This is a genomic window from Microbacterium sp. Soil_N32, from assembly GCF_057655505.1.
This window is the reverse complement of sequence record NZ_JBDGME010000014.1, coordinates 1-24,065: the sequence shown is the minus strand read 5'-3', so window position 1 is coordinate 24,065 and position 24,065 is coordinate 1. Positions and strand designations below refer to the sequence as shown.

The window sequence follows — 24,065 nt, the reverse complement described above, 5'->3', positions numbered from 1 at the left end:
GCGCGATGCCACCCCGCGCACACTTCTGTTCGCAGGAGGGGGTGTCGGCGCTCCGGCATTCGTGCGATGGTGAGCAGACCACATTAGCGGCCAGCTCGGCCGCGGCTCTGGGGGCGGGTATCCGTGGTGATCGGAGGCCCCAGTCATGGGTTATTTCATCTACGACAACCGGATCAAGACGGAGATCGAGGATCGGGCGCTGACGCACCTGCAGCTCGTGATGATGTCGAAGCTCCGGCGCGGTGAACCGTTCGGCTTCTCGTGGAAGGAGGACGCGAGCATCGGAGACGGCCGCGTGACGGTCTGGGTCAGCCCGTCCAGCGCCCTCGTGTTCAAGTTCGTCGGCAGCCGGCCACCGAAGATCAATCAGCACTGGGCGGACGCCCTCGCCTACACCGCGAGTAGTTCGACCGGACTGTATCTGGTGCACGAGCCGAACGAAGGATCCCCCGCGTTCGACCCGAACTACGCCCGCGCCTGACGGGGCCGCGATGCCGCCGGCACGCGACGGCGCTCGGCTCCACGGCTCTACCACGGCGCCGACCCCGGCACAAGCCTGCGCGTCGTTCTGCGCATCGTGACACGCTCGGGAGATGACCACCCTCGCGCCGCCACCCCCGACGGGGGAGGACGACGCCTGGGCGGCGACGGATGCCCTGCTGGCGCGGGTGGCCGCGGGCGAGCAGCTCGCCCTCGCCGAGCTGTACGACGCGACCTCGGGTCGGGTCTACGGGCTGCTGCTCCGCGCGGTGAAGAGCCCCGCCCTCGCCGAGACGATGCTGCACGAGGTGTACGTCGAGATATGGTCTCGCGCGACGGAGTTCGACGGTTCCACGGGAACGGCGCTCACCTGGCTCGGGGGGATCGTACGACGGCGGCTGCTGATCGGTGCATCGACGCCGGTGAGCGAGGGGCCCGCGGTCGCCTGACGCGAGCAGTCAGCACGCGGGCGACGGTTCGATCCGGCGGCCCGGCACCCGCACCTCCGCCATACCGAACAGTGCGGCGAACGCATCCTGTCCCTCGGCGGTCACCGATACGGCTCGCGTCTTCGCGCGCGGCACGATCCAGCCGTGGCGAGTCGATGCACGCAGCAGTTCGGCACCCAGGTGCCCCGAGAGATGCAGGCGGCGCTCCGTCCAATCCACGCAGGTGCGCACGAGAGGACGGCGACTCCGCGGTTGGAGGGCCGCAGCGCCCGCGATCCGCTCGAAGAGCATCCGCCCGCTCGCCGTCACCTCGAGCGCGTCCGACAGATGCCCTGCGTTCGTCAGCGCATCGAGCAGCGCCACGCCCAGGGCGCCCGCGAGGTGGTCGTAGCAGGTGCGGGCGTGCGCGAGATCGTCGCGCTGAGTCGCTGCGCGCAGCGAGGCCACCGGGGCGGGTCTGCCGACGTAGGCGGTCGCCGCTTCGATGAGATGAGCCGCGTCCGACGACGCGAGCGAGACGTACGCATGCCGCCCCTGCGTGCGGAGCGTGACGAGTCCGGCGTCGAGCAGCGTCGTCAGATGCTCGGATGCCGTGGAACGCGCGACGCCCGCGGTGCGCGCCAGCTCGCCCGCGGTCCACGCGCGGCCGTCGAGGAGGGCCAGGCACATGGAGACGCGGGCGGGACTGCTCAGCGCCGCTCCGAGCCGCGACACCGAGGTCGGGTCGATGATCACGCGACGACGGCAGGGGCGTCGAGCAGGTCGGCGCGGAAGTTGGCGCCGACCCGCGCACCCTGCGCGAAGTAGTGCCGGAAGCTGTAGTACAGCGGGTTCCACTTCTCGGTGTCGATGCGATCGGGTTCGGTCGCTCTGAGGATGCCCTCGAACACATGGACGCGCACGACCTCGGCTTCGACCGCGACTGCGCTCCCGCCGTCGATGTCGACGACCTGAACCACGCGCGCCTCGATCTGCACGGGGCATTCGCCGATGCGCGGCGGGACGACGTCGAGCGAGGCCACCTTCGTGAATCGCCCCACACTCCACTTGTCGGGCTCGTGGCGGTACGCGGGCCGCTTATCCGCCGGAACCGGGGTGCGCCCGGTCGTCGGCGCGATCGCCTCGACCGCCGCCGCGAGCTCGGAGGATGGGAGGTTGACGACGAGTTCGCCGAGGTGCCGCAGGTTCGCGAGCGCCTGCCCCTCGGCACCCAGCCCGAGCATGTATCGATCTCCGAGTGCCCACGCCGACGAGATCGGGCTGATGTTCGACGCCCCCTCTGCGTTCACCGTCGTGATCAGCGCGACGGGGGTGCCGAAGTACAACACGGGCAGATCGACGGACTTCGTTCTCTCCATCCCTCCATTCTCGACCGCCGACCATTCGGTCCTCGCCGAACAGTCGGCGGCGGGCGGCGGCCGCGCCGCGCGACGACGGGCGGCTCCGTAGAGTGATGCCATGAGATCCCGCACGCGCACCGCGACCGTCCTGGCACTCGGCTGCGCGGGCCTGATTCCCCTGCTCGCGGGCTGCAACGCGTTCATCGATCAGCTCGGCGCATCGTCCTACGAGGGGGTCGAGGAGAACATCGAGGCCGCCATCCCCGGGGCGGATGCCTCGGTCGGGTCTCACCTGAACGGCTTCTCGTCGGACCTCGACCTCGTCGTCGCCATCCCGGACGCCACCGACGCCACGCCCGACGACCTCCGCGCCGTGGTGACGGCGCTCTGCGACGCGGAACCGCGAGGGTTCGACTACGTGCGCCTGTTCATGCAGACCGGGGAGCCCGGGTCGCTCGACGAGCGCCGCGTCGACGTCGACGCCCTGATGTCGGAGGCCTTCCCTTCGGACTCCGACCTCGGCGAGTACTCGCTGCTCGAGGATCTCTGCGCGGCTCAGCCGTAGAGCTCGCCGACGGGCACCTCGACGGAGAGCACGTTGCCGACGGGAGCGAGCGGGCAGGCCCAGGCCGGGTCGTACGCGCACGACGGGTTGTAGGCGAAGTTGAAGTCGAGCACGATCGTGGCGCCCCCGGCATCCGAACCGAGGTCGGCGCCCTTCACGGTGTCGAGTAGGTAGCGACCGCCGCCGTACGTGCCGCCCGGTCGCCCGGCCAGGGCATCGCGCACCGGCACGAACAGCCCTCCGCCGTAGGAGGTCAGCCGCCACACGTCGAGCGGCCCGGCGTCGGGAACCTCGACGCGCCCGATGCGCGCGAACGCGACGACACCGTCGGTTCCGGTGGCGAACTCGAAGTCGGCCGGCTCGGCGTCGAGGATCGGCAGTTCGAACCGCCAGGCGGGATCGTACGCCGCGAGAGGCAACCCCGCGAAGACCTCGCGGTCGGCCGGGAGTAACGGCGTCGCGGGGTGGGCCGCCATCAGCTCGTCCCGCTCGATACGCCACAGCTCGTGCGCCTCTTCAGGGTCGGATGCCCGACGCACGGCGTCGTACAGCGCGAAGACCCGGCGCCTCCAATCGGCGACCTCGAGAGCGGTGCGGGCGGCGGCAGTGGTGCTCATGGAGCCACGCTACGGCATATCGCCATATACGTGCGCTGTCCCCATCGGCGCTGCTACCGTCCTCATTCGAGGACGCCCCGTCATTCCGCACGGACCCGCCCTCCGCTCACGAAGGAGACTCATGACACGTTCCACCCCACGGCGCCTCGCGGCGGCGGCGACCGTCGCCCTCGGCGTCGCCCTCGCCTCACTCACGGTCGCGCCCGCCGCGCAGGCAGCCGACGGCTACTGCGGCTACTACTCCGAATCCCGCGCCGTCAACAGCAAGTCAGTCTGCTCGTCGAAGAAGCTCGCGAGCTACGTGAAGGTGAACAACCAGTACAAGTGGGGCCCCTGGGTCACCACGGGCCGCACCTCCTGGCAGTGGCAGAACTACCCCAGCGTGCAGGCGTACAGCTACGCGTTCACCCCGGTGTGATCGGATGCCGATGACGAGGACCCTGCCCGCGCTCGCGGGTCTCGCCGTGATCGGAGCCCTCGTCGTCGGCTGCACGGCCGCAGGGGCGACGACCGCCTCGACGGCCGTGCCCGCGCCCGCGGCGTCGTTCGACGGTGACGTGCCGGCGTTCGATGGCCCCTGGGCCGACTGGTTCACCACCGTCTACACCTCCGAGCACGCCACCGACGCGCAGCGGGAGATCCTCGCGGATGGCGAGATCACCGACGCGGAGTACGCCCAGGTGCGCGGAGACTTCGCCCGCTGCCTCGAAGACCTGGGACTCGAGGTGCAGCTCTCACCCGACGGCGGTTTCACCATCGACGACGACGGCGGGCTCAGCGAAACGCAAATCACCGGCGACGCGGTCCCGACGTGCGAAGCCCGCACCGTCGGTTCGGTCGCGATGCTCTACGAGCAGATCCGTCGCAATCCCGAGCAGAAGGACGAGGCGACCATCGTGGTCGCGTGCCTGAAGGATGCCGGGATCGTGGGCGCGGCCTACACGGCCGCGGAGTACCGCCGAGACCTCGACGCCTACGCGGGGCTCGACTGGGACGCGAGCGAGGTGCGCTCCTGCGTCGACGACCCGCTCAGGCTGCTCGACGACGTCGGCGCCCCCGCACCGTGACCAGGACCCCCGCCCGCCAACCCCGTCGTCGGTTCGCGCTCGCCACGACGGCCGTCGTGATCCTCGCCGCCGCCGGCGTCGGGGGCGCCTGGGCGATCGCGCACGCCGCCGTGCCGCCGGAGCTCGCTCAGGCACGGCCCGTGGAGTCGCTGAGCATCCCGTACGAGCAGTTCGACGACGCGCGCACGGTCGACCTCACCGCGACCCTGCAGCCGTCCCCCGGCGTCGTCGCGCGCGCCCCGGGCGTGCTGACGCGAAGCGCCTGCTCCCCCGGCGCAGCCCTGCGCTCCGGACAGGCGGCGTTCCTCGTCGACCGTCTGCCGCTCGTGGCGCTCTCCACCGCGCAACCGTTGACGCGCCCGCTCGCGGCCGGCGACCGCGGCACCGACGTGCGCGAAGTGCAGCAGGCGTTCGCGGCGCTCGGTTTCACGGGCGGCGTCGACGGGGTGGTCGGCGCCCAGACCATCCGCTTCTACAACGACCTGCGCCGCGCAGCCGTCGCCGATGCGCCCCTGGTGGAGACGATCGATCCCGCGTCGCTCGTCTGGCTCCCCTCCGCCGAGGTGGTGGTGGTCGACTGCCCGACCGCCGTCGGCGAAGACATCGAGCCCGGCACCGTCCTGGCCGCTCTGCCGCCGACCCTGCTCACCCTCCGCGTGGGCACGACGCCCGCCGCGCTGCCCGACGCCGCCCGCACCCTCACGGTCGACGGCGTGACCGCAGCCGTCGACTCCTCCGGGGCGGTGGATGCCGCCGCCTGGGGCGCCCTCATGGCGACCGCGACGTTCCGCTCCTATGCGCTGGCCCCGGACGACGTGGTGCTCAGCGGCACGCTCCGCCTGGGCGAGAGCATCCGCGTCGCCCGCGTCCCCCCGTCGTTCCTGCGCGACACCGACGACGGGCGCGTGTGCGTCGAGGACGGGGGCAACGTCTTCGTCGGCGATCTCGTGAGCACCGACCTCGGATCCACGCTCGTGCGCTTCGACGACGAGCCGTCGACCGCCGACGCTCCTGGCGCCGACACGAGCGGAGAGCCGTGCGCGTGACGCTCGACGGCGTGGGCCATCGGTTCTCGTCGGAACGCCCGCTGTTCTCCGGGCTCACCACCACCCTGGTCGCGGGCCGCAGCTGCGCGATCGTCGGGCCGTCGGGGGCGGGAAAGAGCACCCTTCTCGGCCTGATCGCGGGCGAGACGCACCCGACCGAGGGGCGCATCGAGCGGCCCGCGGATGTGACGATCGCCTGGGTCTTCCAGAATCCGTTCGGGGTGCCGCGACGCACGGCCCTCGACCACGCGTCCCTTCCGCTGCTCGCCGCCGGACGGACGCGAGGCGACGCCGAGGAGGAGGCCCGCGCCTTGCTGCGCGACTTCGGACTCGCGGGGCGGGAGCAGGAGCAGTTCCGCCGGCTCTCGGGCGGAGAGGCGCAGCGCCTCATGCTCGCACGGGCGGTGGCGAGCGCGCCCGATCTGCTGCTCGTCGACGAGCCGACCGCCCAGCTCGATCGGCGCACCGCCGAGACGGTGAACGGGGTGCTGGGACACCTGAGCGGCCGGGGATGCATCGTCGTCGTCGCGACCCACGACCCCGCCACCCGCGACTCGTGTGCAACCGTGCTCGACCTCGCGGACTACGTCCCCTCGCCGCCGGAGACGGTCGAGGAGAACGATGAGGAGGGGATCCGATGATCGTCTCCGAGGCGCTGCGCAACCTCCGATCCGGCACCACGCGCGGGCTGCTGTTCGGACTGATCTGCGGCGTGCTCGCGGCGTCGGCGCTCGTCGCCGACGCGCTCGCCATCGATGCGGTGCAGGGCGCCGCCGCGCGCTACCTCGCGGCGGGCGCGGCGACGCTCGTGGTCGAGAGCCCCGACGGGGTCGACGGGGCGCGGTGCGAGGGCATGATCGACGTCCCGAACGTGCGGGCCGCGGGAGCGATACGGCAGACGAATGCTCCGCTCGTGCCGCTGCGTACTCCCGGGGTCGAGCTGCCCACCTTCGACGCGACCCCCGGTGCGGTCGCCCTGCTGCGCACTACCGGAGGCGCGGAGGGCGCGGGGGAGGCTTCACCGCAGGACGCCGAGGCCCGCGACGGCACGGCCGGGACCCGCGACGGGGTGTTCGTGTCGACCGAGGTCGCCGACGCCCTCGCACTGACGACGGGGGCGACGCTCCGGACGACAGCCGCGACGGCGCGCGTGAGCGGCACCTTCGCCTATCCGGACGACGGGCGCGCGGCGGGCCTGGGGTACTCCGTCGTGCTGTCGGTTCCGCCGCGAGGCGTGTTCGATCAGTGCCGCGTGCTGATCTGGCCCGAATCCGACGCGGTGCGCGCCATCGTCGCCTCGTCGGTGCTCTCGGCCGGGGCGAGCACCGAGAGCCCGCCGACGATCGGCCAGCTCAACCCGACGCTCGGCGCGCACTTCGACGCCGACGCGCGGTTCCGCGACCGACCCACGGCCTCGCTCCCCCTGGCCGTCATCGCGGCGGCGGGCGCCGCCGGCTTCGTCGCAGTGCGTCGGCGTCGCCTCGAACTCGCCGCCGCCCGGTCGGTCGGCGTCACCCTGCACGTTCAGGCGGCGCAGATCACCATCGAGACGCTCGCCTGGTCGGCGTGCGCCGCCGCGGGCGCGGTCATCGTCTCGGCCGTGACCGCCGCGATCGTGGCACCCTCCGCCGCGCTCGACCCGGCCGCCGTCACGGTCGTGGCGGTCGGCACTCTGCTCGCCGCACCGGCCGGGGCGGCGATCGCGGTCTCGTCGGTCTCCCGCGCACGCATGCACGCCTACTTCCGTGACCGCTGAGACGCGAAGCCCGAGCACAGGGCCCTCCGCGGGCGCGGTGGGCGCTGCATCCACTCGACGATGCGCACCATGTGCCGTACGCACATGCTGCCCCGGCCCCGGCGTTCCTACTCTGGACGAGGCCCGCGCGGCGGACATCACCGCGCCACGACCTCGACACACAGGAGTGCCATGGACATCGACATCGCCGACGACATCGATCGCCCCGGACTGGACGCCCGCGCGCAACGGCGCCGCGCGGTGATCGGCAGCTCGGTCGGCACGATCATCGAGTGGTACGACTTCACGCTGTACGGTCTCGCCTCGGCGCTCGTGTTCGCGCCCCTCTTCTTCCCCGGCGGCGGCGAGTTCGCCGGCCTGCTCGGCGCCTTCGCGACCTTCGCCGTGGGCTTCGGAGCGCGCCCCATCGGCGGCCTCGTGTTCGCGCACTTCGGCGATCGCATCGGACGCAAGGGCACCCTGCTCGCGACGCTGCTCATGATGGGCACCGCCACGACGCTGATCGGAGTCCTGCCCACGGCCGAGACCATCGGCATCTGGGCGCCGATCCTGCTCATCGTGCTGCGTCTCTTCCAGGGCGCGGGCGCCGGCGCCGAGTTCGCCGGCGCGATGACGATGGCGAGCGAATCGTCCGACACGCGCAACCGCGCCTTCGTGGCGGGGTTCCCCGGCGCATCCGTCTATCTCGGCATGGCGCTCGCCACCGCAACGTTCGCCCTCATCAGCCTGCTGCCCGCCGACGCCTTCCGCACCTGGGGCTGGCGCATCCCGTTCATCGCCAGCATCGTCATCGTCGCCTTCGCGCTCTACTTCCGCCTGCGGGTGAAGGAGACCGCGGCGTTCGAGGCGGCCGAGCGCGAGGGCGAGGTCACCCGGGCACCGCTGGCCGCGGCCGTGCGGTCGCACTGGCGCACCCTGCTGGCCGGCATGGCCCTGTTCGTGTTCGCCCTGCCGTGGGTCTACATCGTGCAGACGTTCTCGATCTCGTACACGACCGGCACCCTCACGGTGAACCCCACGCACGCGCTCATCGGCCTCATCGTCGCCGAGCTGCTCACGATCCCGGCGACTCTTGCCTTCGGCCGCCTCGCCGACCGCATCGGCCGCAAACCCGTGCTGCTGGGGGCGGCGATCTTCGCGATCGTCTTCGCCTTCCCCATGTTCCTGCTGTTCCAGACCGAGAACTCGGTGCTGGTCGCGCTCGGCCTGATTCTCGGCCTCGCGATCGTGCAGGGAGCGACCATCGGCGTCAGCGCGGCGATGCTCGCCGAGCTGTTCCCGACCCGCATGCGGTGGAGCGGCATCGCGATCTCGCGCGAGATCCCGGCGGCCCTGGTCGGTGGGACGGCGCCCCTGGTCGCGACCGCGCTCGTGAAGGTGGCCGACGGCACGCCCTGGCTGGTCGCGGCCTACCTCGTGGGGCTCAGCATCATCGGCCTCATCGGCATCGCCGTGCTGCCCGAGACGCTCGCCCGCAAGGCGGCGATGACGGATGCTCGGACGCCGGAGGAGTCGCGGCTCACGCGTCGCTGACGACGGGGCGCGCACCGACTTCGACGACGGCGGGGCGGGAGGGGGGACAGCATCCCCCTCCCGCCCCGTTCGCGCAACCCCCGTGCCCGGCGCGCGAGACTGCCCGTACGACTGGATCTCCGCGAGCAGCGCAGCGCTCGCCGCCACGTCGAGGAGGAATCATGTCGAAGACCGCCGCCGCGCAGAGCGGATCGAAGTCCGCACCGTCGCCCGAGCACGACGACAAGCCCGACAACCCGACCGACCTGCAGAAGCGATCGTGGAAGTACGTGCTCGTCAAGAGCATCCGCGAGTTCTCGGCCGACCAGTGCATGGATGGCGCCGCCGGCCTCACCTACTACGCGGTGCTGTCGATCTTCCCCGCCCTGATCGCCGTCTTCTCGCTGCTGGGCGTGGTCGGGCAGGGCGGTGCCGCCGCCGACGCCGTGCTGGGCATCATCGGCGATGTCGCGCCACCCGAGACGGCCGAGGCACTGCGCGGCCCCATCGAGCAGATCTCGAAGGCACCCGGCGCGGGCCTCGCCCTTGTCTCGGGCATCCTGCTGGCCCTGTGGTCGGCCTCGGGGTACGTCGGCGCGTTCAGCCGGGTGATGAACCGCATCTACGAGATCGAAGAGGGGCGTCCGTTCTGGAAGCTCCGCCCGATGCAGCTCGTCGTCACGCTCATCACCGTCGTCTCGCTGACCATCGTCGCCGTCGTGCTCGTGCTCTCGGGCGACGTCGTGTCGGCGCTCGGCGACGCCCTCGGCGTGGGCGAGGGCCTGCAGATCGCGTGGAGCATCGCCAAGTGGCCGCTGCTGCTGTTCGTCGTCGTGTTCCTGCTGGCGATGCTGTACTACGCGACCCCCAACGCCAAGCAGCCGAAGTTCCGCTGGATCAGCGTCGGCGCGCTCGTGGCCATCGTCGTGCTCGCCATCGCCACCGCGGGCTTCGTGCTCTACGTCGCGAACTTCTCGAACTACGAGCGCACCTACGGCTCGATGGCGGGCATCATCGTGTTCCTGCTCTGGCTGTGGATCGCGAACCTCGCCCTGCTGTTCGGCGCGGAGTTCGACGCCGAACTCGAGCGCGGGCGTCAGCTGCAGTCGGGGATCGCCGCGGAGCGCGACATCCAGCTGCCGCCGCGCGACACACGGCAGATGGAGAAGCGCGAGGAGAAGGAGCGCAAGGACATCGAGGAGGGTCGCCGCATCCGCCTGGAGAACGACGACGAGACGCCGACGGACGCGGATGCTCGGAACCGGGGACGCGAGGGGCGCGACCGGCGGTCGTGACCGGTCATCCCGTCGGTACGGCGGGTGGGACGGGGGCGGGGGCGGATGCCGCCGCCCCCGTCTCGGCGTCGATCGCACGGCGGTGGCGCCGCTCGACCGCCTGGCCCGCGAACGCGGCGAGCAGGATCGTCACCGCGCCGACGACGCCGAGCGCGCCGATCGCCTCCCCCGCCACGAGCACCCCGAACGCCAGCGCCCAGACCGGTTCGGTGCCCATCAGGATGCTCGCGCGCGAGGCCGAGGTGCGCTGCACCGCCCACAGCTGCACGACGAACGCGAAGACCGAGCAGAGGAGGCCCAGGAACAGGGCGTCGACCCAGCCGGCCACGCTCAGACGGCCCACGGCGGCGGGGAGTTCGGGCCCGGCGACGAGGCACGAGAGCACCGCGCACACCGCCAGCTGCACCAGCACGATGCCCCAGGGGCCGTCACTGCGGCCGCGCGTGAGTCGCGCGCTGGCCGTGACGTGTACCGCCCGCACCACCGCGGCGGCGATCACCAGCAGGTCGCCGAGGGTCGGGGTGCGCAGACCGCCCTGCGAGACCAGCAGCAGCGTGCCGACCACGGCGGCGACCGCCGCGACGAAGTAGGCGCGCGGCAGCCATCGCCGCGCCGCGACCCCCTCGAGAACCGGGGTGAGCACGAGCGACAGGCTGATGAGCACCCCCGCGTTGGTCGCCGAGGTGAGGTGTACGCCCGCCGTCTCGAGCCCGATCACCGCGGCCTGCGAGCAGCCGAGGAGAGCGGCGATCGCGAGTCCGCGGCCGCGCGGCAGGCGCACGCGGCGGATCAGGCACAGGATGCCGAGGGCCGCCGTCGCGATGAGGAAGCGCAGCGCGACGGCTGACGCCACCCCCGCCTCGGCCGCGAGGTCTTTCGCCGAGAGGAAGCTCGCTCCCCACACCGCGGCGACGGCGACGAGCAGCAGGTCGATCACGCGTTCGCGGGAGCGGAGGGAGGGCACGGTTGTAGTGTGGGCGCGGCGGACGCCTAAGAACAACGGCCACCTTCTCATTCGACGTTTCAGGAGAGCTTCATGGATGCTGCACGGCTCGCCCTGCTGCGCGAACTCGGCGACCGGGGCAGCGTGACGGCCGTCGCTGCGGCGCTGCACGTGAGCCCCTCAGCGGTGTCGCAGCAGCTCGCGGCACTGCAGGCTCAGGTCGCGGTGCCCTTGACGACCAAGCAGGGCCGACGACTCGTGCTGACCGCCGCCGGGCAGACGCTCGCCACCGCGTCGACCCGCGTCGAGCAGGCCCTGGTCGAGGCCCGTGAGGCCGTCTCGGCGTTCCTCGACGAGCCCGAGCATCCGGTGAGCGTCGCCGCCTTCCACAGCGCCGGCCTCGCCCTCTTCGGCCCGCTGCTGCAGGAGCTCGACGGCAGCGCCTCCGTGGCCCTCGTCGACGCCGATGTGGCGCAGGACCGCTTTCCGGGGCTCACCGCCGACCACGATCTGGTGATCGCGCATCGTCTGCCGCACGACCCGGAGTGGCCTCTCGACCGGCACGTGGTCGTACCCCTGCTCGTCGAGCCGCTCGACATCGCCCTTCCGGCCGCGCACCCTCTGGCCGCGCAGCGCACGATCGCGCCCGAGCAGCTGCGGGACGAGAACTGGGCCTCGGTGCACGAGGGTTTCCCCCTCGCCGGCGTGCTGCAGCACATCGGGGCGATGGCCGGTCGGGCCCCGAGAATCGCGCACCGGATCAACGAGTTCTCGGTCGCCGCCCAGGTGGTGCGGGCGGGCGCCGCGATCGCCGTCATGCCCCGCATCACCGCCGCCTCGCTCGCCGCAGACGGACTCGTGCTGCGTCCGCTCGACGGCGCCCCCCTCGTGCGGCACGTCGACGCGCTCGCACGCCCGGAAGCCGTGGCCCGCGCATCGGTCCGGCGGGTGCTCGACGCGCTGCGGGCCGTGGCGCGTCGCGCTCAGGACCCCGCTCACTCCATGTCTGCCGACTGAGGCCGACCCTGGCCTACTTCCCGCGCGCAGCGAGGCGCTTGCGCAGGCGACGCGCGGCCCGACCGGCGGTGTCGCGCAGACCACCGCCGGGGTACTCGCGCTCCAGCACGACCGCGCCGTCATCGTCCCGCACGAGCCGGCAGCGGCGCCCGGCGAGCAGCGGCGAGCGGCCCGCGGCGGCGAGCACCGCGGCATCCGCGGTGAGGGGCGTGTCGAACGACCACCCGGCCCGGCGCACCTGCACGGTCAGTCGCACGGCCGTCGCGGTGCTCTCGGCGTCGAACACCCGCAGAGGGTCGATCGAGACGCGCACGGGCGCGAGGTCACGGGCGGGCTGTTCGGCCAGGCGACGCCGCGCGGGCCCGCCGTCGTCCTGCGCAGACAGCACGACGCGGTCGGCATCGAGGTCGCGCGTCGCATCGAGCACCTCGGGGCCGAGGTCGGCGAACGCCTCGGGTGCGCGCCACACCCGGCGGGAGGGGTCGGCGGGCGACGGCTCGAAGACGAGGGCATCCTCGCCGTCGCGCGTCAGCAGCGTGCGGATGGTGAGCTGCAGCCCACCGCCGCGCGTCCAGGTCGCGCGGGTCACCTCGGCTCGGCAGGTCGTCTCGACCTCGTGACGGGCGAGGGTCAGCAGGTCGTCGCGGCGCCCCGCACGCAGCAGCGCCACCCGCACCCGGTTGGGGAAGGCGAGCCCGGCGTCGACCCCCGGGCCGAACCGGCGTTCGACGAGCGGGGTGACGACATCGAGCAGACGCTGCCGGTACTCGTCGGGGTAGCGCGCCATCTGCCGGGCGGAGAGCCGCTTGAGGATCTTCCCGCGCAGCCAGTGCCGCAGCAGGCGGTCGCGCAGCTTCCCCGGTTCGGTGTGCGCCTCGACGAGGTCGAGCACGGCCTCCAGATGCGGGAAGTAGCTCTCGGGGTCGATGCGCGCCGAGCTCGCGCTCCCCTCGCGCTTCACCCAGCCGTAGCAGGGCACGCTCGCGAGGATCGAGATGGTCTCGGCGGCGAAGTACGCCTCCATCACGAACAGGTGGTCTTCGAGGCGCACGCGACCGGCAGGGAACCGGATGCCGTTCTCACGCAGGAACTCCGTGCGGAACATCTTGTGCGGCGTCAGCATCTCGAGCAGCGGGTGCTTCCCGAGTTTCGCGCGCGGCACGTTCCGCGCGAAGATCGCCTTCGGCAGGTCGCGCCCGATGCCGACCTCGCGGCCGACGACGACGTCGGACGCGTGACGGTCGGCGTAGTCGCACAGGCTCTGCAGCGCTTTCGGAAAGAGCCGGTCGTCCTGGTCGACGAAGTGCAGGTACGTGCCCTCGGCCGTGTCGATGCCGTGGTTGCGCGGGGTGCCCGGCCATCCCGAGTGCGGCAGGTTCGTCACGCGCACGTTCGGATGCTCCGCCGCGATGCGCGCCAGCTGCTGCCGGGTGACCTCGTCGGACCCGTCGTCGCAGAGCAGCACCTCGAAGTCGGAGGCCGGCATCGTCTGCGCGGCGAGCGAGGCGATGAGCTCGTCGAGCGGTTCCCCCGGGTTGTAGACGGGAACGACCACACTCACACGAACAGGCATCCAGAGCTCCTCAGCACGAAAGGACCGAGTGTTCCGGCCCCGAGGTCAGGGGTCAAGCCCCTGGCCCGTTCCGATCCCGCTGTCGTATCGTCGCGGGCCAACGGAAGGAGAAGCACATGAGCGATCCCCAGAACCCCCAGGGTACGCCGGGCACCGACGAGGAAGCCGACACGGCCTCGGGCGGCGCGCCCGAGGAGCCCGATCACTCCGAGGACGGCACGGAGGACGCGTCTTCCTGACGCCCTCACCGCCGCACGACCCGTGAGGGGTCGGAACACGCCGCGCGCCATCGCGCGCATACGGCGTGTCCCGACCCCTCACGTGCGAGGGGGCCGCTCACTCCTCGGGCGAGGCGAGGCGGCGACGCCGGGCCACCATCACTCCTCCTGCGGCGAGCAGCACCAGGGCCGCCGCGAGCGACCAGCCCAGGGCCAGGCCCGTGGTCGCGAGGTCGTCTCCGTCTCCCGCACCCGAGCCGTCTCCCGCACCCGAGCCGCCGCCCGTGCCCGAGCCGTCGCCCGCGCCCCCACCACCGTCGCCGCCGGGGTTCCCGCCCGGATCGGTCGGCACCGCGGCGACCTCGCCGGCGAAGGCGCGCGTCGCCGCCTCGCCCACGCCGTTGTCGGCGGTGACCGTGAACGCATACTTCCCGGTTGCGGTCGGCGCACCGCCGAACGTGCCCGTCGCCGGGTCGAGCGTCACGCCGTCGGGCAGGGCCCCGGCGGTCACGGCATACGCGGGCGTCGGGGTTCCCTCGGCCGTCACGGCGGCGTCGACCGCCTGCCCGACCACGAGATCGCCGAGTTCGCCCGTGATCGCACCGGGAGCGGCATCGTCGATCGCACCCGGTGCGAGGGCGCGCAGCGCCCGCAGACCGGGGTCGCCCGCCGTCCACGACGTCGACAGGGCGACGTACCGCGCGGTCTGATCGACGGCGACCGCGCCGTGCGTCTCGCCGGCGTCCAGCGTGCCGACGTCGCGGAACGTCAGGCCGTCATCGCTCACCGACACGGTCGCGGCGGGAGCATCCGCTCCGTCCCACAGCGTCGTCACCGTGCCGATGTCGCGGGCGGCGCCCAGGTCGGCGACCATGCGCCCCTCGGGTCCAGGGGTCCACGAGGTCGCATCGTCTCCGTCGACCGCGGCAGCCGGCGACGTCATGCCCTCGGGCAGAACGGATGCCGGGAACGTGAGCGCGCTCAGCGCGAGGTCCGCCACCGGGAACGGCGTCGCTCCGCGGAAGGTCGCCGCCCCCGCCACGACCACCCCGCCGACGGGCACCGCACGGGTCTCGTCGGTCTCGACGTTGGTGACGTCGATCGTCGCGACGTCTGCGGCCGCGCGCGCCGTGCCCTCGGTCGGCACCGCATGCACCGTGCGGGCGCCGAGCACCGAGACCGTCGCCCCGGCGGCACGGGCCACATCGGTCGACACGGTCGCGCGCGGGGCGAGCACCGCCGCCGATCCGGCCGGCACCGTGACGGTCAGCGTCGAGGCATCCGCTCCGAGCACCTGGTCGCCGTCGAACAGCGACACCGTGTCGCCCGCGTACGGGACGGTGACCGTGGTCGTGACCTCGGCGCCGCTGAGGTTGAACGCCGTCAGGTAGCCGTCGAGCGCGCTGACGAGCAGGCCGTTGGCCGTGGGCTGCGCCGCCGCGTCCTGCGCAGCGGTCGCCGCGGCGTCGCCGGGCACCATCTCGACGAGGAACGGATCGTCGCCGCCGCCGAGCCGCACCGCGTTGATGCCCGGCTTCTCGGTCGAGACCGTGATGGGCGCCTGCCCGCCGCGCACGACGTATCCCGCGGTCCCCTCGATGTTGATCCACGAGCCCTCGGTGCTCGTGACCTGGTCTCCGGTGTAGCGGAAGTGCGCGGCATCCTGCCAGGTCTGCCCGTCGGCCGACACCTGGATGCGGTACTCCCGACCGGCCGAGGCCTCCCAGCCGAGCTGCACCTGGGCGATCGCCGTCGGCGCGCCGAGGTCGACCTGGATCCACGAGTCGGCACGAGTGCGGTCGGCGCGCGACACCGCCCAGCGCGAGGCCGGATCGTTGTCGGTCACGGTCGACGGCGCGCGTCCGGTGTCGGCGCTCGACGCGGTGGCGGGCTTACCCGCCGCGGCATCCACGCCGGCGGCCGTCAGCGCACGCATCGTGTAGAGCGAGTACCCGTAGGCCGGGTCGCCCTGCACTCCCTGCATCCGCACGAAGCGCGCCTCGACCGGTGCCGGGGCCGCGGCACCCGGAGGGGTGAGCGCGACCGTGTCGAGACGGGCGACGTTCGCGTCGACACCTCCGGCGTACGCGGTCTGCGTCGTCCAGGTCTGTCCGTCGATCGAGGTCTGCACGAGGTAGCGCTCACCGGCGCTGGCCTCCCACGCGAGGCGCACCGCGCTCACGCGCTTCTCGGCGCCGAGGTCGACCTGGATCCACGAGTCGGCGCGCGTGCGCTCCCCGACGGCGACGGCCCAGCGGGTCGAGGCGCTGGTGTCGGTGACGCCGGATGCCGGACGCGTCGGCTCCTCGCTCGACGCCGTCGCGGTGCGCCCCCGGGCGAGGTCGGTCGTCGCCTCGGCATCCGCACCGTACGCGTGCAGCGAGTACAGCGAGTAGCCGTAGCGCGCATTGCCCTGCTGCCCTTGGATGCGCACGAACCGCGCCGTCGTCGCGTCGAACGAGAGGTCGTCGATGCGTGCGGCGTTGGCGTCGGCGGGGTCGGCCGGGATGACGACGGGAAGCGTGTCGGTGGCCGAGCCCTCGGCCGTCGTGTACGTGCGCGTGCCGTCGAGGCCGTTGTACCCGCCCATGTCGAGGTTGCGCACCGAGACCGTGCCGTCCTGCCATCCCGCTCCGGTCGACGCGTAGACCGCCGCCCCCGTCGGCAGGGTCACCTGGCCGGCGAACTCCTGCCCCAGACGGAACACCGACGACGTGCCTTCGAAGCCGTCGCGCGGCGCGGTGTAGGTCTGCGTGCGGCGATCGTCGACGGTCGCGGCCGTGTTCGGGTAGAGGTACGGCGTCGCCCCCGACAGCGCGAACAGCCACGAGTCGTGTCCGGGCACCCACGGGAACTTCACGAACCCCTTCTTGCTCGCGGCGGCCGCCCAGGCATCCGCCGTCTGCTGCACGACGAGACCCGGACCCGCACCGAAGTCGCGCACTCCCGCGAGCCGGGCGAAGAACTCGTCCTGCGGGGTGGGGGCGACCGGGCCCTCCTCCGACTCGGCCGCGGCGACGTGCAGCAGGTACGAGATCGCGATCTCGGCCCGCGCCTCGGGCTCGTACTTCGGTTCGCCCGAGAACTTCGCCAGACGGTCGACGGGGGCGTACGACTGGTACGCCTCGAGCGACGCGGCCATGTTCGCCTCGGCACGCACCGCATCGGGGTCGCGCAGCACCTGGCCGAGGAACGCCATCGGAATCACGTCGCGCCCGTACAGGTACTCGCGGTCGTTGACCATCGGCATGAACGGCTCGCCCTGGTTCGACATGACCATCTTGATGACGTTCCAGAGCTCGGCGGAGTTCGGCTGATGCCGCAGGTACTCGGGCACCGGCTGGTCGTTGAGCAGGAACTGGATCGCGTTGCGGCCGCCGGAGCGCCAGATGTCGGACTGGTAGTGCGGGCCGAACGACCCGTGGTTCTCGACGAGGTAGGTGTCGTAGATCGTCTGCAGCGTGTTCGTCGACACCGGCTTGCCGGCGACGATCGCGGGGTTGTTGCGGTCGGCGGTCGGCTGCCCAGCGGCGTTCCGGGCCCAGTCGCCGAGCTGCTCGTTCCAGCGGGCGGCATCGGCGTGCTCCGGCGCCCAGGCGAGTCCGGGGGCGAGGGCCTGCGTATAGACGCCGGCCTCCTCCTGCGCGGTGTCGCCCTCGTGCTTGCCGGTGGGCCAGTCGGCGGTCCACGAGCCCGAGAGCGGGTCGTTGCCGTAGTTCAGATCGGAGGTGTAGGTCGACTGCCCGACGGCGATCGTCTCGAGGTTCTTCTGCGTCGTGGCGTCGAGGTCGTCCCACAGCACGCGGCCCGCGTCGAGGAAGTACGACTGGAACGTCGAGTCCCAGAAGAGGCGCTTGCCCCACGTGCCGTTCGGGTCGACGAAGCGGTTCTTCGCGGCGTAGTAGCGGATCGTGTCGATCGTGCGCTGCTTCAACTGCTCCTTCGAGATGCCGGTGACCTCGGCGTCGTACTCGCCGTGCGTGACGATCACGGCGTTGCCGAGCACCACGGCGAAGTTGAAGTCCTTGAACTGGTAGGCGCCGATCGCCGGATCCCACACCGTGTTCACCCAGCGCGTGTGGCGCAGCAGGGCGGCGTAGTAGTCGGCGGCGATGTCGTCGGGGGCGCCGTAGGCCGCGGCCTTCACGATCGGGGCGGCGTTCGCGGCGGCCGCCGGCGCGAGGGCGGCGAGCGGCGTCGCGAGGACCGCGGCGAGGGCGAGGGTCGCGGTGCGCCGGAGGAACCCGAGCCGCGGGCTTCGCAGGCGGGTGCGGCGCGTACGGGTGGCGTGCGCAGGGGTGGCGGGGGCGCCGGGGGCGTGGGCGTCGGATTCGTGCGCGCGGGTGGCGTGCGTGCGGGAATCGTGCGCGCGGGTGGCGGGCGCGCCGGATTCGTGCGCGCGGGCGGGGCCGGAGCGGGCCATGGGGTCTCCTCGGGTGAGAGTCTCGGGAACTCTGGGGATGCTCCGGCATCGGCGCCTGTCGGGGACACACGACATGACAACGCTGTCAGAACGTCCGCCCAGAGTATCTCGGGCGCGCCGGGCCGTCAAGAACCGGTTTACCTCGCGCCGCCCGGTCCGTTCCCGTATCCCCACCCCCACCCCACCCCCCACCTCCATCTGCACGCCTACCCGCATCCGCACTCTCCGCCTCGCCCGCCCTTTCATCCACCCGTCCCGTCGCGCGAACGGTCATTACGTCCGTTCCCGTCGCGCGAGCGGCTGTTCTCGGACCTCATACCGACCATTGATGCGACCGGAACGCTGGGCGGGTGGGCGAGGGCGGCGGGCGAGGGCGGGTGGGCGAGGGCGGTGGGCGAGGGCGAGCGGGGCTGAGCAACGTGGGTTGACAGAATCGGAATGCGCAACGTAGGTTGACAGCATGACCTCGACCGACATCGCCCGCGCCGCGGCCGACACGACCGATCCGCGGGCGGGCCTGCGCGCCGTGGCCTCGCTGCGCGTGCTCGCCGACACGCTCGAACTCCGCCAGGTCGAGGCCGGTCTGCGCGCCGGCATGACCTGGCAGGCGATCGCCGACGCGCTCGGCGTCTCACGCCAGGCCGTGCACAAGAAGCACGCCAAGCGCATCGACCCCACCATCGACGTCCCCCGGAGGCGCGCATGAGCAGATTCACCGATGCCGCCGCAGCGATGCACACTCTGTCGCTCGCGGCGATGGAAGAGGCCTCACGCGAGGGCATCCGCGATGCCGACGTCGAGCACCTCCTGCTGGCGCTGACCCTCGACGCCGGGTCCGCCGGGCACGTGCTGCGCGGGCTCGGCATCACACTCGAGGCCGCGCGCGACGCCGTGACGGCGGAACGGTCCAGCCAGCTCGCGACCCTGGGGGTGCGGGCGGATGCCCCGGCCGACGGCCGCATCGTCTTCCACGAGACGAACGGGTACGAGTGGACCGACCGCGCGGTCGCGGTGCTCTCCCGCGCGTCGAACCGCAGCGGAGACGAACCGAGCAGCGCCGTGCTGCGAACCCTCCTCACCGAACCCAGCGGAACGATCACCGCGCTCCTGCATCGACTGGGCGTCGAGCCGACCGAGGTCGAAGGCGGACTCGACATGGCCGACGCGATCCGTCGCCCCGAGCCGGTGCGCGCCGACGGACCCCGCGGCACCCTCTCGGCGTTCGTGCCCGCACCACCCGCCGACGTCTGGGCGCTGGTGAGCGACCCGCACCGCCTCCCGGACTGGGACAGCGTGGTCGGCACGGTCGCCCCCGCCGCGGCGGGCGCGGAGGAGTGGGATGCCGCCGCTCCGACCACGACGCGCGAGGGGAAGCCGCTGCGCATCAGGGAAGACCTGCGCCGCATCCGCCTCCGCCGCGAGCAGGTCGACGCGCCGCACGCGGTGGCCTGGCGCATGACGTACCCCGATGCCCGCGCAGCCAACGAGCGTGTCGTGCGCTTCGCGCTGGAACACGCGGCCGGCGGCACGCAGGTGCGGATCGACGCCGGGTGGGAGCGCGGGCGCCGTCGGCGTTCGCTCCTCGGATGGATGCTGCGCCCCCTCGCCCGCCTGTCGCTGTTCTTCCAGCTCGCCCAGATCAGCAGCGGGTTGAGTCGCGCGTTCCGCTGATCCTCGCGAGGCCCCGGGGCCCGGGTCAGCGGGTGGGGAGGGCGGGAACGGCGTCGATCAACGAGCGGGTGTACGGATGCTCCGGCGCACTCAGCACCCGCGACGTCGGGCCGTGTTCGCGAACCTCGCCACCCTGCAGCACCACGATCTCGTCGCACACCTTCTGGATCACGCCGAGGTCGTGCGAGATGAAGAGGTATGCCACGCCCGTCTCGGTCTGCAGGCGCGCGATGAGGTCGAGGATCTGCTTCTGCACCGCGACATCGAGAGCCGACACCGGTTCGTCGAGCACCACGACAGCGGGTTCGACCGCGAGCGCCCTGGCGATGCCGAGCCGCTGCCGCTGACCGCCTGACAGCGACGCCGGCCGCCGATCGGCGAACGACGCGGGCAGGCCGACGCGCTCCAGCCACTCCGCCACGCGCGCGCTGCGCTCGGAGCGCGAGAGCGACAGATGCCGCAGTCCCACCGCCTCGTCGAGCAGACGGCCGACGGTCCACCGGGGATCGAACGAGGCACCAGGGTCCTGATAGACGAACTGCACGTCGCGGGGGTCGTCGCTCGCGCGGCGCACGGTCCCGGCATCCGCGTTCTCGAACCCTGCGAGGATGCGGGCGATCGTCGTCTTACCCGACCCCGACTCGCCCACGACGCCGAGAGATCGACCCCGGCACACCGCGACCGACACGCCCCGCAGCGCCACCCGCTCGCCGCCGCCCGCGAGCCGGAACGTCTTGACCACGCCGTCCGCCGCGAGCACCACGTCGCCGTCGGAGTCGGCCCCGGCATCCGCCCCACCCGCCTGCACGACTTCGGAGTCGGCCCGCGCATCCGCCCCGCTCCCCGGCACAACTTCGGAGTCGGCGTCCGACACGCCGGGCGACGGATACTCGACCGCGGCGTGTCCGTTCACGACTCCGAAGTTGTGCGAGAGCGGGGCGGGGCGAGGGGCCGCAGAAGCGGCCGCAGCCGGACCGACCCGCGCCTCGAACCGCGGGGCGGCGTCGATCAGCGACCGGGTGTATGGATGCTCGGGCGCCGACAGCACCGCAGCGGTCTCCCCCGCCTCGACCACGACTCCGCCCTGCAGCACGACGACCCGGTCGGCGAGCTGCGACACCACCGCGAGGTCGTGGCTGATGAGCAGCAGCGCGATGCCCTGCGCTTTCAGCTCGGCGAACAGCGCGAGGATCTGCTTCTGTACCGACACGTCGAGCGCGGTCGTCGGCTCGTCGGCGATGAGCACCGCGGGGTCGCCGGCGAGCGCCGCGGCGATGAGCGCACGCTGCCGCTGTCCGCCCGAGAGCTGCGCGGGGCGCTCGTCGATGCGGGTCTCGGGGTCGGGCACGTGCGTGCGGCGCAGCAGCTCGAGCGTGCGTTCGCGACCCGCCCGGCCGCCGGGCCCGCCGGTCGCCCGGATCGCCTCGCGCACCTCGGCCCCCACGGTGCGGAGAGGATCGAGCGACGACAGTGCATCCTGCAGGATGTAGCCGATCCGACGCCCGCGGATGCTCCGCCACCGACGCTCACCGAACCGCCGCGCGTCGGCGCCGTCGATCTCGAGCGCCGCCGCCTCCACGCGCGATCCCGCGCCGACCAGGCCGAGCAGGCTCCGCGCACTCACCGATTTGCCCGATCCCGACTCCCCCACGAGCGCCACGCACTCGCCCGGGGCGAGCTCGAATCCGACGCCCTCGACGACGGTGCGGCCCGCGAACGACACCCGGAGGCCCTCGACCCTGATCAGCGCGGTCATCCTCGTCCCTCCAGACGTGCCTGCAGCCGTCGGCCGAGCACGGTCGTACTGATGACGAACAGGGTGATGGCGAGCCCGGGGAACACGGCCGCCCACCACCCGAGCGTCAGGAAGTTGCGGGCGTTCGAGAGCATCGATCCCCACTCGGGCGTGGGCGGAGGGCTGCCGAGCCCGAGGAACGACAACGCGGCGCCGGCGAGCGTCGCCCCGCCCAGTCCGATCGTCGCGATCACGACGACCGGTCGCACCGCGTTCGGCAGCACATGCCGGGCGAGCACCCGAAAGCGCGAGAGACCCATGCCGCGCGACGCCTCGATGTACGTCGACGATCGCACGCGCAGCGTTTCGCCGCGCACCACGCGCACGTAATACGGGATGCCCGCGATGCCGATCGCGAGGGTCGCGGTGGCGAGGCCTCCGCCGAAGAGGGCGAGGATGAGGATCGCGAGCACCAGTTCGGGGAACGCCGCCCCGATGTCGGTGAGCCGTAGCGTGACGGTCGACACGGCCCGGTTCGACAAACCGGCGATGAGGCCGAAGACGGTGCCGAAGACCAGCGAGATCAGCACGGCGCCGAAGCCCAGCACGAGCGAGCTGCGCGCCCCGAAGACGATGCGCGCGTACACGTCGCGCCCGATCTCGTCGGTGCCGAGCGGATGCCCCGCCGACGGCGCCGACAGGATCAGGGCCCGGTCAGCGGCGAGCGGATCCTGCCCGGTGAGCAGCTGCGGCCACACGGCCGCGACGACGAACAGCAGCAGCACGACGGCGCAGAGCACCGTGCCGAGGTCGGCGGCGAGCCGCGTCCACCCTCGGCGGGGCGCGAGCGTGCGGGCGGTGACGGCTTCGGCGACGACTCCGGCGCTCATCGGGAGACCTCCGGGGAGTCGGCGGCGGATGCCGGGGCGGGTGTTTCCGGCACCGGAGCCGTGGCGGATGCATTCGAGGCACCGGGCACGGACGCGGAGGCATCCGGAGCCGGGGCGGTGGCGGATGCAGCGGCCGAGGTGGCGGCGGCGGATGCAGTGGCCGAGGTGCCGGCGGATGCATTGGCCGAGGTGGCGGCCACGGATGCAGCGGCCGAGGTGGCGCCGGGCACGGACGCGGGCGCCTCGGCCGGAGCATCCGACTTCCCGGCGGCGCCGGGCGCGGAGGCATCCGGAGCCGGGGCGGTGGCGGCGGAGTCCTCGCGGGCGGCGGCGGATGCACTGGCCGAGGTCGCGCCGGGCGCGGACAGTGGCGCCTCGGCCGGAGCATTCGCGTCCCCGGCGATGCCGGCGGCGACGACGTCGCCCGCGGTCGGCACGCGCGCGGCCTCGCGGACCCGCGGATCGACCAGCCCGTACGACAGATCGACGAGCGTGTTGACGAGGATGAACACGGCGGTGGCGACGAGCACCACGCCGATGACGACCGGGATGTCCTGCGCGGCGACCGAGTCGACGAGCAGTCGGCCGAGTCCGGGGCGGCTGAACAGCGTCTCGGTGATCGCGGCTCCGCCGAGGAGCGCGCCGAACGAGAACCCCAGCATCGTGAGGTACGGCACCGCGGCATGCCGCAGCGCGTGACGCACGGTCACCGCGAGCGACCCCAGGCCGCGGGCGCGGGCCGAGAGGATGAACGGCTGCTCCAGCGCGTCATCGAGCGACTGCCGCAGCACCTGCAGCAGCAGCGCGGCCGTCGGCAGCGCGAGAGTGAGGGCGGGGAGCACGAGCGAGCGCAGGTCGCCGCTGTCGAGGATCGGCAGGGCCCGCAACCCCACGGCGAACACGAGCATCAGCACGAAGCCCAGCCAGAACACCGGGGTCGACGCGAGCACGAGCTCGATGGCCGAGGAGACTGCGCTCGGCAGGCGGCGGCCGGCGGTGAGCACACCGCCCACGAGCGAGATCACGACCGCGAGCACGATCGCGGCGAGCGCAAGGGCCACCGTCGGTCCGGCCTGGGCGGCGAGCAGCGGCGCGACCGGCTGCTCCTGCACGTACGACATGCCCAGGTCGCCGCGCACGAGGCGACCCAGGTAGAGGAGGTACTGCACGATCAGCGGTTCGTCGAGGTGATACTCGGCCCGCACGACCGCGAGCACCTCGGGGCTGATGTCGACCTGCTGCTGCCCCGCTCCCAGAATGGCGAACGCCGGGTCGACCGGCACGAGCCGCAGCGCGAAGAACGTCAGGGTCGCCGCCCCCCACAGGGTGACGAGGCTCACGCCGAGACGGCGCAGCACCCTCCAGACGGCGTTCACCCTGTTCGTCACGTTTCCTCGCCCTTCCTCAGCATCCGTCTCTCCCTCCCCCGCGCCCCCTTCCCCCGTTACCCCCTGTCCGCCGTCCCTCC

23 protein-coding genes are annotated in these 24,065 nt (G+C 72.6%); 14 read left to right on the top strand and 9 right to left on the bottom strand.

Features of this window, described 5'->3' with window-relative positions; genetic code table 11:
* Nucleotides 1–145 precede the first annotated feature (145 nt).
* Both AC3A3J_RS03350 and AC3A3J_RS03345 read left to right on the top strand, forming a co-directional pair.
* Nucleotides 146–481: a DUF7882 family protein gene (locus AC3A3J_RS03350; RefSeq protein WP_487670941.1), complete on the top strand. Its 336-nt coding sequence runs from the start codon at nucleotides 146–148 to the stop codon at nucleotides 479–481.
* A 112-nt stretch (nucleotides 482–593) separates the two neighbouring features.
* Entirely contained in the window at nucleotides 594–929 is a 336-nt protein-coding gene (locus AC3A3J_RS03345; RefSeq protein ID WP_487670940.1) for a sigma factor, read from the top strand.
* A gap of 9 nt (nucleotides 930–938) precedes the next feature.
* Here the strand turns inward: AC3A3J_RS03345 and AC3A3J_RS03340 are convergent, their stop codons facing one another.
* A complete protein-coding gene (locus tag AC3A3J_RS03340; protein WP_487670939.1) occupies nucleotides 939–1,664 on the bottom strand; it encodes a helix-turn-helix domain-containing protein in 726 nt (241 codons plus the stop codon).
* Entirely contained in the window at nucleotides 1,661–2,287 is a 627-nt protein-coding gene (locus AC3A3J_RS03335; RefSeq protein ID WP_487670938.1) for a flavin reductase family protein, read from the bottom strand. Before AC3A3J_RS03335 ends, AC3A3J_RS03340 begins: the two co-directional genes overlap by 4 nt.
* A gap of 100 nt (nucleotides 2,288–2,387) precedes the next feature.
* Here AC3A3J_RS03335 and AC3A3J_RS03330 point away from each other — a divergent pair, with 100 nt between their 5' ends.
* Complete coding sequence (locus AC3A3J_RS03330) at nucleotides 2,388–2,834, top strand: hypothetical protein (RefSeq protein WP_487670937.1); 447 nt, start codon at nucleotides 2,388–2,390, stop codon at nucleotides 2,832–2,834.
* On the opposite strand, the gene AC3A3J_RS03325 is transcribed toward AC3A3J_RS03330, so the two are convergent.
* On the bottom strand, nucleotides 2,825–3,451 hold the full coding sequence (locus AC3A3J_RS03325; RefSeq protein ID WP_487670936.1) for a DUF1684 domain-containing protein: 627 nt from the start codon (nucleotides 3,449–3,451) through the stop codon (nucleotides 2,825–2,827). The two genes, AC3A3J_RS03330 and AC3A3J_RS03325, sit on opposite strands and share 10 nt — an antisense overlap.
* A gap of 121 nt (nucleotides 3,452–3,572) precedes the next feature.
* On the opposite strand from AC3A3J_RS03325, the gene AC3A3J_RS03320 reads away from it, so the two are divergent.
* The 7 genes from AC3A3J_RS03320 to AC3A3J_RS03290 all read left to right on the top strand — a co-directional run bounded on the left by AC3A3J_RS03320 (nucleotide 3,573) and on the right by AC3A3J_RS03290 (nucleotide 10,127).
* Complete coding sequence (locus tag AC3A3J_RS03320) at nucleotides 3,573–3,869, top strand: hypothetical protein (RefSeq protein ID WP_487670935.1); 297 nt, start codon at nucleotides 3,573–3,575, stop codon at nucleotides 3,867–3,869.
* A gap of 10 nt (nucleotides 3,870–3,879) precedes the next feature.
* Nucleotides 3,880–4,518 carry a hypothetical protein gene (locus AC3A3J_RS03315; RefSeq protein ID WP_487670934.1) on the top strand — a complete coding sequence of 213 codons (639 nt, stop codon included), beginning with the start codon at nucleotides 3,880–3,882 and terminating at the stop codon, nucleotides 4,516–4,518.
* Nucleotides 4,515–5,564 (top strand): hypothetical protein, encoded by a 1,050-nt coding sequence (locus AC3A3J_RS03310; protein ID WP_487670933.1) that lies wholly within the window; start codon nucleotides 4,515–4,517, stop codon nucleotides 5,562–5,564. The genes AC3A3J_RS03315 and AC3A3J_RS03310 overlap by 4 nt, the downstream gene beginning before the upstream one ends.
* Nucleotides 5,555–6,205, top strand: coding sequence for an ATP-binding cassette domain-containing protein (locus tag AC3A3J_RS03305; protein ID WP_487670932.1), 651 nt, complete (start codon nucleotides 5,555–5,557; stop codon nucleotides 6,203–6,205). Before AC3A3J_RS03310 ends, AC3A3J_RS03305 begins: the two co-directional genes overlap by 10 nt.
* Complete coding sequence (locus tag AC3A3J_RS03300; RefSeq protein ID WP_487670931.1) at nucleotides 6,202–7,320, top strand: hypothetical protein; 1,119 nt, start codon at nucleotides 6,202–6,204, stop codon at nucleotides 7,318–7,320. Before AC3A3J_RS03305 ends, AC3A3J_RS03300 begins: the two co-directional genes overlap by 4 nt.
* Before the next feature lie 171 nt (nucleotides 7,321–7,491).
* Nucleotides 7,492–8,853 (top strand): MFS transporter, encoded by a 1,362-nt coding sequence (locus tag AC3A3J_RS03295; protein WP_487670930.1) that lies wholly within the window; start codon nucleotides 7,492–7,494, stop codon nucleotides 8,851–8,853.
* 161 nt (nucleotides 8,854–9,014) lie between these two features.
* Nucleotides 9,015–10,127, top strand: coding sequence for a YihY/virulence factor BrkB family protein (locus AC3A3J_RS03290; protein WP_487670929.1), 1,113 nt, complete (start codon nucleotides 9,015–9,017; stop codon nucleotides 10,125–10,127).
* Between the two features lie 4 nt (nucleotides 10,128–10,131).
* Here AC3A3J_RS03290 and AC3A3J_RS03285 read toward each other — a convergent pair whose 3' ends face one another.
* Entirely contained in the window at nucleotides 10,132–11,091 is a 960-nt protein-coding gene (locus AC3A3J_RS03285) for a DMT family transporter (protein WP_487670928.1), read from the bottom strand.
* A 72-nt stretch (nucleotides 11,092–11,163) separates the two neighbouring features.
* Here AC3A3J_RS03285 and AC3A3J_RS03280 point away from each other — a divergent pair, with 72 nt between their 5' ends.
* The gene (locus AC3A3J_RS03280) at nucleotides 11,164–12,087 is read left to right on the top strand and encodes a LysR family transcriptional regulator (protein ID WP_487670927.1); all 924 of its coding nucleotides are present in this window, start codon (nucleotides 11,164–11,166) and stop codon (nucleotides 12,085–12,087) included.
* 13 nt (nucleotides 12,088–12,100) lie between these two features.
* Here AC3A3J_RS03280 and AC3A3J_RS03275 read toward each other — a convergent pair whose 3' ends face one another.
* The gene (locus tag AC3A3J_RS03275; protein ID WP_487670926.1) at nucleotides 12,101–13,660 is read right to left on the bottom strand and encodes a glycosyltransferase family 2 protein; all 1,560 of its coding nucleotides are present in this window, start codon (nucleotides 13,658–13,660) and stop codon (nucleotides 12,101–12,103) included.
* Between the two features lie 116 nt (nucleotides 13,661–13,776).
* Here AC3A3J_RS03275 and AC3A3J_RS03270 point away from each other — a divergent pair, with 116 nt between their 5' ends.
* Nucleotides 13,777–13,899, top strand: coding sequence for a hypothetical protein (locus tag AC3A3J_RS03270; protein ID WP_314650343.1), 123 nt, complete (start codon nucleotides 13,777–13,779; stop codon nucleotides 13,897–13,899).
* Nucleotides 13,900–13,996: 97 nt separating this feature from the next.
* On the opposite strand, the gene AC3A3J_RS03265 is transcribed toward AC3A3J_RS03270, so the two are convergent.
* Nucleotides 13,997–18,301 (bottom strand): discoidin domain-containing protein, encoded by a 4,305-nt coding sequence (locus AC3A3J_RS03265; protein WP_487670925.1) that lies wholly within the window; start codon nucleotides 18,299–18,301, stop codon nucleotides 13,997–13,999.
* A gap of 460 nt (nucleotides 18,302–18,761) precedes the next feature.
* Between AC3A3J_RS03265 and AC3A3J_RS03260 the strand changes: the two genes are divergently transcribed.
* Together AC3A3J_RS03260 and AC3A3J_RS03255 are read left to right on the top strand one after the other, a co-directional pair.
* Nucleotides 18,762–19,007 carry a hypothetical protein gene (locus tag AC3A3J_RS03260; RefSeq protein ID WP_487670924.1) on the top strand — a complete coding sequence of 82 codons (246 nt, stop codon included), beginning with the start codon at nucleotides 18,762–18,764 and terminating at the stop codon, nucleotides 19,005–19,007.
* Complete coding sequence (locus AC3A3J_RS03255; protein WP_487670923.1) at nucleotides 19,004–19,972, top strand: SRPBCC family protein; 969 nt, start codon at nucleotides 19,004–19,006, stop codon at nucleotides 19,970–19,972. Before AC3A3J_RS03260 ends, AC3A3J_RS03255 begins: the two co-directional genes overlap by 4 nt.
* 25 nt (nucleotides 19,973–19,997) lie before the next feature.
* On the opposite strand, the gene AC3A3J_RS03250 is transcribed toward AC3A3J_RS03255, so the two are convergent.
* The 3 genes from AC3A3J_RS03250 to AC3A3J_RS03240 are packed head-to-tail and all read right to left on the bottom strand — an operon-like array spanning nucleotide 19,998 to nucleotide 23,985.
* A complete protein-coding gene (locus AC3A3J_RS03250; RefSeq protein WP_487670922.1) occupies nucleotides 19,998–21,728 on the bottom strand; it encodes an ATP-binding cassette domain-containing protein in 1,731 nt (576 codons plus the stop codon).
* Nucleotides 21,725–22,597 (bottom strand): ABC transporter permease, encoded by an 873-nt coding sequence (locus AC3A3J_RS03245; protein ID WP_487670921.1) that lies wholly within the window; start codon nucleotides 22,595–22,597, stop codon nucleotides 21,725–21,727. Before AC3A3J_RS03245 ends, AC3A3J_RS03250 begins: the two co-directional genes overlap by 4 nt.
* Nucleotides 22,594–23,985 carry an ABC transporter permease gene (locus AC3A3J_RS03240; protein WP_487670920.1) on the bottom strand — a complete coding sequence of 464 codons (1,392 nt, stop codon included), beginning with the start codon at nucleotides 23,983–23,985 and terminating at the stop codon, nucleotides 22,594–22,596. The genes AC3A3J_RS03245 and AC3A3J_RS03240 overlap by 4 nt, the downstream gene beginning before the upstream one ends.
* Nucleotides 23,986–24,065 lie beyond the last annotated feature (80 nt).